10 protein-coding genes and 1 pseudogene are annotated in these 12,261 nt (G+C 68.6%); 2 read left to right on the top strand and 9 right to left on the bottom strand.

Going from position 1 to position 12,261, the window contains the following annotated elements:
* Positions 1-271 precede the first annotated feature (271 nt).
* From G6045_RS10925 to G6045_RS10885, 9 genes and pseudogenes are all read right to left on the bottom strand, one after another.
* Complete coding sequence (locus G6045_RS10925; protein WP_165331676.1) at positions 272-601, bottom strand: hypothetical protein; 330 nt, start codon at positions 599-601, stop codon at positions 272-274.
* On the bottom strand, positions 598-831 hold the full coding sequence (locus G6045_RS10920; RefSeq protein WP_165331675.1) for a hypothetical protein: 234 nt from the start codon (positions 829-831) through the stop codon (positions 598-600). Before G6045_RS10920 ends, G6045_RS10925 begins: the two co-directional genes overlap by 4 nt.
* A 91-nt stretch (positions 832-922) precedes the next feature.
* Entirely contained in the window at positions 923-2,407 is a 1,485-nt protein-coding gene (locus G6045_RS10915; RefSeq protein WP_165331674.1) for a recombinase family protein, read from the bottom strand.
* 22 nt (positions 2,408-2,429) lie between these two features.
* A pseudogene (locus tag G6045_RS10910) lies at positions 2,430-2,642 on the bottom strand (Rv2578c family radical SAM protein); the annotation flags it as partial.
* Between the two features lie 144 nt (positions 2,643-2,786).
* Entirely contained in the window at positions 2,787-4,127 is a 1,341-nt protein-coding gene (locus tag G6045_RS10905) for a M60 family metallopeptidase (RefSeq protein WP_165331673.1), read from the bottom strand.
* Between the two features lie 302 nt (positions 4,128-4,429).
* Positions 4,430-5,914: a M1 family metallopeptidase gene (locus G6045_RS10900; protein WP_165331672.1), complete on the bottom strand. Its 1,485-nt coding sequence runs from the start codon at positions 5,912-5,914 to the stop codon at positions 4,430-4,432.
* Entirely contained in the window at positions 5,911-7,596 is a 1,686-nt protein-coding gene (locus tag G6045_RS10895) for an extracellular solute-binding protein (RefSeq protein WP_165331671.1), read from the bottom strand. The genes G6045_RS10900 and G6045_RS10895 overlap by 4 nt, the downstream gene beginning before the upstream one ends.
* A gap of 108 nt (positions 7,597-7,704) precedes the next feature.
* On the bottom strand, positions 7,705-8,565 hold the full coding sequence (locus G6045_RS10890) for a carbohydrate ABC transporter permease (RefSeq protein WP_165331712.1): 861 nt from the start codon (positions 8,563-8,565) through the stop codon (positions 7,705-7,707).
* Between the two features lie 16 nt (positions 8,566-8,581).
* Positions 8,582-9,574: an ABC transporter permease gene (locus G6045_RS10885; RefSeq protein WP_206343595.1), complete on the bottom strand. Its 993-nt coding sequence runs from the start codon at positions 9,572-9,574 to the stop codon at positions 8,582-8,584.
* A gap of 250 nt (positions 9,575-9,824) precedes the next feature.
* Between G6045_RS10885 and G6045_RS10880 the strand changes: the two genes are divergently transcribed.
* A complete protein-coding gene (locus G6045_RS10880; RefSeq protein ID WP_235967789.1) occupies positions 9,825-10,811 on the top strand; it encodes a hydroxyacid dehydrogenase in 987 nt (328 codons plus the stop codon).
* Positions 10,812-10,977: 166 nt separating this feature from the next.
* Entirely contained in the window at positions 10,978-12,069 is a 1,092-nt protein-coding gene (locus tag G6045_RS10875; RefSeq protein ID WP_165331710.1) for a LacI family DNA-binding transcriptional regulator, read from the top strand.
* The last annotated feature ends 192 nt before the right edge of the window (positions 12,070-12,261 follow it).

Here is a 12,261-nt window from a genome sequence, read left to right as displayed (position 1 = left end):
GATGTCCCCTGCGGTGGGCAGCTTGGGCGGGTGGTGTTCCTGACCAGGCGTGTTTCTAAACGCCGCCTAATGTCCCGGGAGTTGACGTAAAGCCAAGAGCGAGAACTTCTGTAGAACTATTTTTATTGTGGGACATTAGAAAAATAAAGAAACATTCCTGGTCAAGGCCTTGCCCTCATCCTCCTCCGCTGTCGGCCCAGCGGCCCCTCCCGCGGGCACGGGGAGAGGGCCGCCCCCGGTCTCCCAGGAACGGCCCTCGCGGGTCTCGCTGTCAGTCCAATCCGCCGAAGAGATCGTCTATCGCTGTCAGCGCTTCGGCCAGGAGTGTCACATCCGGGGCGTCAGGGCATGCCATCTCTGCCTGACGCAGAAACGGGCCGATCAGTGCCCCTTCGTCCGCGCTGAGGCTGCCCAGCATGGCCAGGATCGGCTCTACGCGGGACGGGGGCGCTGGGTCGGCGGGCCAGAACACGTAGGCATTGTTGTGCGGTGTCCAGCGGCTGTGCCCAGACTCCATCAGACACGGCTCCAGGGCGTCGCCGCATAGGCCCTCAGCCAGGCCGGCGGGCACGGGTGCGCCACAGGGCTGATCAGGCTTCATGCCGCACCCCCCAAGGGTGCTGGGACGTGCCCGCAGGTCTGGCAGGTGGCGAGCATTTGCGGCGCTTCGAAGATGATCGCGGCCTGGAGGCTTTCAAGGCGCATGACGCGCTCGCGGAGGCGGGACGATCCACTGCCGGAGAAGATCTCCGCCCAGAGGATGGCTGCCTGTCGATGCAGCGACGTCAGCTCTTGGAGGGCGGATGTGTGGACGTGCGTGTCTGCCATCATGGTGGCTCCTCTTGAAAGAGGACACTCGCCCGGTCTCATCTGCCAGGATCCGGCCGGGCGAGTGCCTAGGGGTACGCGCTAGGTGTCGCAGTTACGCCTCCGCTGCGTCTTCTTCTGCCAGGACCTCCTCCAGGCGGTTCTCGTACGGGTCGGCTGTCTCGATAACGGCGCGGTCTCCGACGGGTACGCCACGGCCCAGCGCTGGCTGGACCCGCACCACGAGCCCCGCGCTGACCATGAACTCAGTGGCTCCGTCAGGCCCCGTCAGCGACTCCAAGACGGACTTGCCGGTGTCGCGGACCTCCCAGCGGCCCGGCGTATCCGACAGCCCCGCCAGGACCCTCCTGCGGGACAAGAGCGCGGCCATGCGCTCAGCGAACGCCCGCTCGTCCTCTTCTCCGTCGAAGAGGCCCGCATCACGGTCCGCGCGCATGCGCCGAATCGCTGTCTCTACGTGGCCCCGCTCAGCGGAATGGTCGGAACCTGGGATCCACACGCGCTCTGTGAGGGACATGTGCCCGTACCGATCGCGAAGGGTTTCCAGAACCCAGGACTCGAGATGTTCCAGCCTGATGTACGGCGCTGGCCTGTGCCGCTGTTCGTTCGGCCTGGCGCACTTAAGGCCCGTATGGCCATGCGTCTGGGTCTGGGTCAGCCTGTAGCCGCACACGGCGCACTCCGTCAGAGGCTGAAGCCAGTGGGAGTCATGCCGCCGCACTTTCGGAGCGCCGTTCAGCGCGTCCAGGGCACCCTGTACCGCGTCCCACTCGGCGAGGGTCAGGACTGGCTCCCAGACCTGGAGCGGCATGCCGTCAGGGCCTGTTTCCGTCCGTCCGTCGGGTAGGCGGCGCTGGCCGATCAGTTGGGGGTTTCTCAGGACGGCCCGCACCGCGTTTCCGCGCCAATACGTGTCAGCCGGCTTGGTCTTGGCAGTCGCTCCGCGCTGACGTGATGTCTGGACGCCTTGGTCGTTGAGCCACTTCGCCACCTGCGTGGCGCTGGACCCGTCAATGATCATGCTGGCCATGCGGCGGAGGATTGGGGCGGCTTCTTCGTCGCGTACCAGGATGCGTCCCTTGCCGCTTTCATGCGGGACGGGCGTCAGGCCGTACGGGAACCGGCCTCCAACGAACTTGCCCACCTCCAGGAGGGAACGGCGGGCGTCCATCGAACGCTCTTTGATCATGTCCCGTTCGAGACGGGCGAATACGGCGATGATCTCCGCCATGGCGCGCCCCATGGGCGTGGACAGGTCCATCGGCTCGGTGACGGAAACGAGCGCCACGCCAGCTTCCTGGCAGCGCTGCATCAGGTCGGCAAAGGCGACCGTGGAGCGGGCGAGCCGGTCAATCCGGTAGAACACGATGGCGTCATACAGGCCCAGCCGGGACAGCATGACGGACATCTGGGGTCGGTCGTCGGGGTCTAAGGCGCCTGACACGCCTTCGTCGGAGTAGACGTCAGCCACAGTCCACTGGCGCTGAGCAGCCAAGGCCTGGGCATGCGCGATCTGTCTCTCCACGCTGGTGGTGCGTTCCGTGACGCGCGAGATCCGCGCGTAGATGGCGATTCGCATGCTGTGAGTCTAGGCACTAAGCGCAGGCGTGGGTGCAGCCCCGGTACGGGTTCACCGTCCACTCGAAGGGCATCCGCGAGGCACCCGGCACCCGGTTCACGATCGACTTCGCGCGGATCTCGTGGAAGGTCATTCCGGCGAACTCGGGGGTGTCGAACGTCCGGGTCGTCACGGCATCCGCACCGAACAGGGCGGCGTCCCTCGGTCGGTCGTGGGTCAGGTTGTCCCAGCGCATGGAGCCTCCTCGGTAGCACTGACCACAGAATAGAACACATGTTCCCTTGATCGTGCGAACGGGCCGAGGAACGCCGGCACGAGTGCGCGAGAAAGCCCCGGCCCTCACCGCAGGGCGGGGCCGGGGCTGCTGTGTGTCGGGTGGTTACTCGCGCAGGGTGCTCAAGTCGCTCGACGGCGGGTTGAGGCCGAGGGCGGCGATGCGGGAGCGGCCGGAGGCGGTCAGGGGGTAGCGCCACTTGTCGGCGAAGAAGCTGGTCAGATCGCGGCCCATGGCCCGGCTGGTGTAGACGGCGAGGTTGTCGTAGCGGTCGGCGTCGGTGGCGGCGGCCGGGTTGTCGGTGCGGATGCGCTGGTGCACCAGCTGCCACAGGCCGGCGCCGGAGGCCAGGTACAGCTGCCACAGCGGGACCAGCTTCGCCCAGACGCTGAGATCGACGTAGGCCGTGCCCGCGTTCCGTGCCGCGAAGGCCTGGGCGTATTCGTCCAGGCCGCTGCTGTTCTTCGTGAGCAGCCGGGAGGTCTGGCCCAGGGTGCGCTGGGCGTACAGGGCGTAGAGGTTGTTCGTGACCTCAGTCAGGGCGGCCGGTTTCCAGGCCGACTGCTGATGCTGGTGGCCGAGTTCGTGGTACAGGCCCCAGGCCGAGGTGCGGATCCGGCTCTCGGAGGCGATGTTGGCGACGGAGGCGTCGGGGAAGCCCATGAAGCCGGCGCTCGAGGCGTAGGCGCCCCAGCCGGCAGGGACCTTGGTGACGTTGACCGCGTGGTACGGCAGCGGGTTGCGTGCGTGCAGTCCGGTGGTGCCGGAGAGTCCGCTGAAGGTGGCGTGCGAGGTGAGCACCGTTTCGAGGGCGCTGAGCAGGCCCGCGTGGTCCTCGTTCCGGTAGGTGAGCGCGTTGGCGCGGGAGAGCGTGATGAGGCCGTGGGCGGAGCGCAGTTGGGCGTACCCGGCGCTCGGATAGTTGTCGAGCTGCCACTGGAAGGTGGACGCGCTGGTGGTGCCGTGGACGAAGGTGGGCATGCCGACGAGGCCGGTGCCCGTCGTGACGGAAGCCTGTTCGCCGTTGCCGGTGAAGGTGAGATGGAGCGGACCGCCGTACGGGTCGGTGAGGGTGTTGGTGCCGGCGGTCAGGGTGTACGTGCGCAGGTCGTGGTCGCCGTACGGGTCGGGGATGCCGACGACGGCCTTGGGGACGAGGCCGTCCGGGGCCGAGACGGTCAGCGTGACCCGGACGTTCGCCGGGACGTGGCACGCCGTCGGGAAGAAGTCGCCGGCGCGCTGGGCCGCGCCGAGGCGGAGCCGCACGCTTTCGGCGGAGGGGCGCGCGGTGAGGTTGAGGGTGACGGCCTGGATCGAGGCGGCCCTGGCGGGGCTTGCCGCCCCGAGCAGTGCGCCGGCCGAGGCGGCGGCCGCCGCGGTGAGGACGGTGCGGCGGCCGGGTCTCGCGGGGGAGGGGCGGCCGGGTCTCGCGGGGGTAGGGCTCAAGACTTGCTCCCACGGGTGTGTTGGGACACGGAGGGGTGAGCTGGTCGAGCTGCCCGAGACCGTAGTAAGCGATTACTCCCAACGTCAATACGCAGGCATGGCAAGGCTGTTGAGTACCTGATGGAGGCGGACTCAGGTGGAGAACGCGATTACTGTCCTGGCCGCGCGTCTGCCCTCGCTCTCCTCGCTCGAAGTACGCCACCGACGCGGCGTCACCACGGAGCCCCCGCCCGGGCGGTGCGCGGTCGGGGCCGGCGAGGCTCGCAGGCCGAAACCGGGCACGCCCAGGCGGAGGTCGTCGGTCATGGTGTCGGGACCGTCCAGTCGGGGTGTCCGGGCATCGGGGGGTTCACGGCGCCGAAGAGCCAGTCGCGCAGGAAGCCGTCGAGCGAGGCGTCACCCGTCAGGTCGACCACGTGCCGGATGAAGTCCTCGCTGCCCACGCAGGAGTCGTGGAAACGGCGCGGCCAGACCTTCATGATCTGGTCGAACTTCGTGTTCCCGACCTTGCGGCGCAGCGCGTACAGGACCAGCGCCCCGCCCTGGTAGATGTTGAATCCGCCCAGCGCCTTGGGGAGTCCGGGCGGTCCGTTGACGGCGCGGTCCGGGCCGAGCTTCTCGTAGTAGCCCTTCATCAGCGCCTCGAAGTCCTCCCAGCCCTGCTCGGCGCTGTACAGCCGCTGGTAGTACACGGCCGGACCCTCGTTGAGCCAGGCCTGCTGCCAGTCCTTCGGGGTCACGGAGTCGCCGTACCACTGGTGCACGAGCTCGTGGATCATCGTGTTCTCGTACGTCGGATGGCCCGCCGCGTTGAGCTTGAACCACGCCGTGGAGAACAGGGAGAGCGTCTGGTTCTCCAGGGCCGCCTTGTACCCGTCGTAGATGTGCAGCCCGTACACGCTGAACGGGTAGCGGCCGAACTTGGCCTCGGTCCAGTCGAGATGGTCGGCGGTGCGCTCGACGATCGGCGCGTACTTCTCCTCCTGGCCCTGCGGGACGACGTGCCGCAGCTTCAGGCCCGTGCGGCTGGTGCCGTACAGGTACGTGCCCTTGACCACCGCGATGCCGACCAGCTCGGTGGCCATCCGCTCGCGCAGGGCGAAGTGCCAGACCGTGGAACCGTCGGAGCGCGGGGTCTTGCCGAGGAGCTCACCGTTCGCGGTGGCGACGAAGCCTTCCGGGGCGCTGAGGTGGAAGGTCCACGTCGCCTTGTCGGAAGGGTGGTCGTTGCAGGGGAAGAAGGTGTCGGCGCGCGAGGACTGCGCGGCGCAGGCGAAGCCGCCGTCGGTGCCGAAGTTCCACCCCGTCACGCTGGCCCGCGGCGCCTTGCCGTTGCCGTGGTAGCGGACCTCCACGGTGAACGGCACCGACTTCGCCAGCGCGGCGGCCGGGGTGACGGTGAGCTCCTGGCCGGTGTGCCCCGGGCTCAACTCCCAGGTGGCCGCACGCCCGTTGACGGTCACGGAGTCGATGACATGGCCGTCGGTGTCGAGGTTGAAGGCCGACAGGTGCTGGGTGGCCTGCGCGGACATCTTGACCACGCCGGTGAAGTCGTACGTCACCGGCGTGAAGTCGAAGGTCAGGTCGTAATGCGTGACCTGGTAGCCGCCGTTGCCGAGCGTCGGGTAGAGCGGGTCGCCGACGCCGGGCGTGCCGGGCGTCGGTCCGGTCGGACCCGCGTGGGCGGTACCGGCGACGGCGAGCGCCGCGGCGGTCGCGCCGCCGAGCGTCAGGGCGCGCCTTCTGGTGTACGAGGCGCCGGTCCGCGTGCCGTTGGAGGTGGTCACTTGGACGTCACCTTCTTGCTCTTCTGCAGCGCCTCCTGGAACTCGGTGCGCGCCTGCTCGCCGCCCTGCGCCAAGTAGTCCTTGACCAACTGGTCATACGCGGACATCGGCTTGCGGCCCGAGACGAGGTCCTTCAGGCCGTCCGACTTGAGGGTGAACAGACTGCCACTGCCCTTGGAGTCCCAGGTGGGCGACGAGTAACCGGCGTACTCCTTCGGAAGCATCAGCGGGATGATCTTCGAGTACGCCGCGTGGAGGTGCCGGACACCCTCCTCGGAGGTGGCGGAGAACAGGTCGGGGACGGCCGAGCCGAACAGCCTCCACGGCACGGCGGTGTCCTGCGCGCCCTGCTTGGTGAGGACGGGATTCCCCTTGCCGTCGCGGGTGTGGTCGGTGCCCTCGACGCCGTAGTTGATCAGCGTGTACTCCTCGCTGCCGAACGGGGCGGCGGCGAAGTCGGCGAGCCCGATCAGCTGCTCGACCCGCTTGTCGTCGGCCTTCTTGATGAAGACGTACGACAGCGCGAGGTTGTTGGGCCAGGCCACCGCCGAGGAGCCGATCGGGGTCATCGGCCGCGGGTCGAACGACTTGTCCACGCCGGCCATCGCGTCCAAGTAGCCCGTGCTGGGCGTGAGATAGGCGGGCATGCCGTCGTACACGTAGGCGGCCTTGCCGTTCTTGAAGAAGCCGGTGTACTTCTCCTTCTGCGCGGCCGTCATCGCCAGCGAGCCGGGGTAGTAGCAGCCGGCCTTGTACAGCTCACGCGCCGTCTCGACGGCCTTGCGGTACTCGTCGGTCTCCAGGTCCAGCGTGAACTTCCCGCTCGCCCGGTCCAGACGCCAGTCGTACGGCGCCCCGTAGGACATGGCCAGGAGGTTGATGGCGTTGGCGCTGAGCGCGTACTGGTCCTTCTTGGGCCGCGTCAGGTCCTTGCACAGCTCCACGAACGCCGCGACGTTGGTGAGATCGTCGAGCGATTCCACACCGGCCTGGGCGTACAGGTCATGGCGGTAGAAGCCCACGCCGCCCGAACCCGCGCGGGAGATCGGAATGCCGTAGAGCTTGCCGCCGAAGATCCCGTCCTGCCAGGCGGCCTTCGTGATGGCGGCCAGGTTCGGGTAGGCGCTCACCTTGTCGCCGGCCAGGAACGGCGTGAGGTCGGCGCACGTCGCGGCCAGGAAGCCGGCCTTGTTGTCGGCGCCGCCCGTCTCCGGGTACATGAAGATGTCGGAGATGCTGCCGCCCGCGACCATGGTGGAGAACTTGGTCGGGTAGTCGTCGGCCGGGACGATGCTGATGTCGACCTGGGCGCCGAGCTTCTTCTCGATGGCCTGCCAGGCGGCGTTCTTGTCGCGTCCGGGCGGCGGCGGTGCGTACGTCTGCAGCGTGGCCTTCACCGTCTTGGCACCCTTGAGCGGAGCACCCTTCACCGAGGCCACGGGCTTGGCCGGGTAAGTGAAGTAGCCGTTGGGCACGCCGGCCGCGGTGCCCGGCAGATCGGGCTTGAGGCCGACGTTGCGCGGCGTGGTCTTCGGCAGCAGCGCGGCGCTCTTCGCCTCCGCCTTGGCCTTGGGCGCACCGTCGCCGCAGGCGGCGAGCAGCGGCGCGGCGGCCAGGCCCAGACCTGCGCCCAGGCCGAGACGGAGCAGGGAACGGCGGTTGATCTCGGTAGAGCTCGACACCTGAGGGTCTCCTAGGGATGAGGGACGTGCCGGAGCGTGGGGGAGGGGGAAAGCAGGGGAGGCCGGCCCTTTTCGGCAGGGGAGGTCAGCCCTTCCCCGCAGGAAAGGTCAGCCCTTCACGGCGCCGGTGAGGACGCCCTTGGTGAAGTAGCGCTGCAGGAAGGGGTAGACGAGCAGGATCGGGACGACGGCGATGACGAGCACGGCCATCAGCACCGACTGCTGCGGCGCGAGGGCCTCGCCGGCGACGGCGCCGTCGAGCGAGCGGCCCTGCAGCACGAAGGTGCGCAGCACCATCGGCAGCGGCCACTTCTCGGCGTCGTCGAGGTAGAGCAGGGCGTTGAAGAAGGCGTTCCAGTACGTGACCGCGTAGAAGAGGCTGATCACGGCGATCACGGCCTTGGACAGCGGCAGCACGATCCGCAGCAGCACCCGGAAGTCGCCGGCTCCGTCCACCTTCGCGGCGTCGTACAACTCCTGCGGCAGGTTCATGAAGAAGGCCCGCAGGACGACCAGGTTGAACGCGCTGACCAGGACGGGCAGCACCAGGGCCGCGAAGGTGTTGTACAGGCCCAACTCCTTGACCAGCAGGAAGTTCGGGATGATGCCCGGGTTGAAGAGCATCGTGAACAGCGCGGTCATCAGGATGAACCGCGAGAACGGCACATCGCGGCGGGACAGACCGTAGGCCATCCCGATCGTCGCGAGCAGGCTGGCGATAGTGCCGACCATCGTGATGAGCAGGCTCACCATCAGCGCCCGCAGCACCACGCCGCCCTGGAAGACGGTGCGGTACGCATCGAGGGTGGGGTGCTCGGGCCACAGGACGAGCCCGCCCTGCTTCAGTACGTCCGACTGGCTCGCGAGGCTGGTGCCGATGACGGTGAGCAGCGGATACATGACCGCCGCCACCACCAGGACCAGCGCGAGCCCTTTCAGCAACTGGCCCGGTACGGAGGGCTTCTCCATCCAGGGCGGGCGGAGTTCAGCTGTCCCCACGGCGGTACACCCCTTCGTGGCCCAGACGGTGGGCGAACTTGTTGGCGCCGAGCACCAGAGCCGTACCGACGAGCGCCTTGATCAGGCCGACCACGGAGGCCGTGCCCCACTGGCCGTCGCGGACGCCGTGGTAGTAGACGTACGTATCGAGAACCTCACCGGCGTCCGGGCCCACCGCGTCGCGCTGGAGCAGGATCTGCTCGAAGCCGACGGAGAGCACCATGCCGAGGTTGAGGATGAGCAGCAGGATGATCACCGGCACGATGCCGGGCAGCGTGACGTGCCACAGCCGGCGCCAGGCCCGCGCGCCGTCGATGGCCGCGGCCTCGTACAGGCCCCGGTCGATGGAGAGCAGCGCGGCGAGGATGATGATCGTGCCCCAGCCGGCGTCCTTCCAGAGCAGCTGCAAGGTGAGCAGCCAGGGGAACGCGTCGGGGTCGGTCGTCATGTCGTAGCGCGGCAGGCCCATCGAGTCGAGGAGATCCGGTACGACGCCGGCGCCGCCCAGGATCTGCTGGAAGAGCGAGACGATGATCACCCAGCCGATGAAGTGCGGCAGATAGACCACGCTCTGCACGAACCGGCGGATCTTGTCGCTCATCACGCTGTTGAGCAGCAGCGCCAGCGCGATCGGCAGCGGGAAGAAGAACACCAGCTGGATGCCGGCGATCAACAAGGTGTTGCCGAGGGCCGACCAGAACTTCGGGTCGTCCAGGATCGCGGTGAAGTTGTCGAGTCCGGTCCACGGGCTGTGCATGAAACCCAGGTACGGCTCGTAGTCCTGGAAAGCGACCATGAAGCCGAGCACCGGCACGTAGTGGAAGACCAGGAAGTAGAGCAGGCCGGGCAGGGTGAGCAGCAGCATCACCTTGTCGCGTTTGACGCGCTGCCAGAGCGTGAGCCGTCGGCCCGCAGGGCGGGCGGGCTTGGACGCCGTGACGGCTCGCGCCGGCGGCCTCCTCGTTGCCGTGTCGGTCATGGAGCCGGAACGTAGTAACCGCTTAACCCCGTCGTCAATACACCTGAAGAAACAAGCGAGTTACTTGCTGTCGCATGGCGAGCCAGACCCGCGAAAACCCGGACAATCAGCGATTCCATTCGCTCGAACCGCTTGACGGAGGGGTCAGGACCTCCCTAACTTCCAGACGTCCCGTAGTACACGCTTACTGTCCGGAGGCAGGGTGCGATCCACTGATGAGGGACCGGACAGGCCCCGCACATTGCTGGTCCTGGCCCCCGATCTGCTCGACGAAGTGTTTCCACCGGCCGTCCGGATGCGTCTCGAGGACGTCGCCGATCTCCAACTCCCGTACGGAGTCAGCGCGTTCGGAACCCCCGAGGTGGACGCGGCACTCGCCGCGAGCGAAGTGCTCCTGACCGGCTGGGGATGCCCGCCGATCGACGAGAAGGTGCTCGGCCGGGCGCCGCGGCTGCGGGCGGTGATCCATGCCGCCGGCACGGTGAAGCCGTTCCTGTCGCCGGAGGTGTACGAGCGGGGGATCGCCGTGTCATCCGCCGCGGCCGCGAACGCCGTACCCGTCGCCGAGTTCACCCTGGCGGCCGTGATTCTCGGGGCCAAGCGCGCGTTCCCGCTGGCCTCGCTCTACCGCCAGCGGCGCACCGGGCGCACGGACGACGATCTGCGCAGTCACCACTGGCTGGGCACCAACGGCCTCACGGTCGGAGTGATCGGTGCCTCGCGCATCGGTCGACGGGTGATCGAACTGCTGCGGGTCCTCGATGTGCGGGTGCTCCTGCACGACCCGTATCTCACCACCGCCGAGGCTGAGTTGCTCGGCGCGGAACCGGTGGACCTGGACTCCCTGATGGCACGCAGCGACGCCGTCACCGTGCACGCACCGGACACGGAGGAGACCCGCGGTCTGCTTGACGCCCGGCGCCTCGGGCTGATGCGGCCGGGCGCGCTGTTCATCAACACCTCACGCGGCCGCCTCGTGGACACCGAAGCGCTGACCCGGGAGCTGGTGAGCGGGCGGATCGACGCGGTGCTCGACGTCACCGACCCGGAGCCGCTTCCGGCCGGGCATCCGCTGTGGGGGCTGCCGAACGTATTCCTCACGCCGCATCTGGCCGGTGCCCAGGGTAACGAGATCGGCCGCCTGGGCGCGCTGGCCGTGGACGAACTGGACCGGTTCGCACGCGGGCTGCCGCTGAACCACCCGGTGCTCGCCGACGAGTTGGAGCGGATCGCGTGAGGGGGAGTCGTATGCCGAGGGCTCAACGGGCCGACCGCCCCTCGATGACCGGCAGCGCTGAGCGCACCGCCTGCCACCCGCCGCTGACCGGCAGGTACCGCAGCGGGAAACAGGTCGCACCCCATAGGCTCGGCACCGGTACGCACGGAGGCGGGGGATGAGTCAGATGCGCGGCAGTTCGGGGACGGAGGGGTCCCGCCGGGCCACGGTCACCGATGTGGCGAAACTGGCCGGCGTGTCCACGGCGACCGTCTCGCGGGTCCTCAACCGCAACTATCCGGTCGCCGGCGAGACACGCACCCGCGTCGAGGCGGCGATGGAGCAGCTCGGCTACGTGGTCAACGCCCATGCCCGCGCCCTTGCGGGCGCCTCCGGCCGCACCGTCGGCATCATCGTGCACGACGTGGTCGACCCCTTCTACGCCTACATCGCCCGCGGTGTGGAACAGCAGGCCGCACAGGGCGACCGCCTCTGCCTGGTGTGCAGCACCCACGGCGACCCCAAGCGGGAGCTCGCGTACATCGACCTGATGCACGAACGCCGCGCCGACGCGGTGATCGTCGTGGGCGGCTCGGTCGCCGACCGCACGTATACCTCCGAACTGGCACGCAGAGCACGGCAGTTGGACGAGGGCGGCTCGAAACTGGTGCTGTGCGGACGCCCGTCGCTCGGCGACCGCGCGCCCACCGCCTCGGTCGAGTACGACAACGAGGGCGGCGCCTTCGCCATCACCGACCATCTGCTCACCCAGGGCCACGAGCGGATCCTGTACCTGGGCGGCCCGCCGAACCTGTCGACCACCCGGGACCGTCTCGCCGGCCACCGCCGGGCGCTCGAGCTGCGCGGGGTCACGCCGGATCCGCGCCTGGAGCAGCCCGGTGCGTTCAGCCGCGCCTTCGGCTGGCGGCGGCTGACCGAACTCCTCAAGGAGAAACTGGAGTTCACGGCTGTGTTCGCGGCGAACGACATCGTCGCGGCCGGCGCGCTGCAGGCGCTGGAGGAGGCGGGGGTACGAGTGCCCCAGGACGTCTCTCTCGTCGGCTACGACGATGTGCCGGTGGCCCAGGAACTGCGGCCCCGGCTGACCACCGTGCACGTCCCGCTGGAGGAGATGGGGCGCCAGGCCGTACGGCTCGCCGTGCCTCCTGGTGAAGACGACGACTGGCGCGAACCGATGGCCGGCACGCTGCGGCTCGGCACGCACATCGTGGTGCGTGATTCGGTGGCGCCGCGGGAGCAGAAGCGGCGTCGTACGTAGCTGCCCGGACAGACCCCTCCCTCCCGGGGGCCGAGCCCTATTCAGGCTATCGGCCACCACTGACAACGCCCCGCAGCAGCAGGCGAGGTCTGCCCCCTCCCGCACCCGCGCCGGACGCCACGGCCCCTCGATGGCAACCGGTTACCACTCCCCGCACGGTCACCGCTTACCCCCTGCACGGTCACGGCTCAC

The organism is Streptomyces mesophilus, from assembly GCF_011044995.1.
Classification (GTDB): Bacteria; Actinomycetota; Actinomycetes; order Streptomycetales; family Streptomycetaceae; genus Streptomyces; species Streptomyces mesophilus.
Note: the sequence above shows the minus strand (reverse complement) of the source record. Positions and strands in the feature narration are given on the sequence as shown.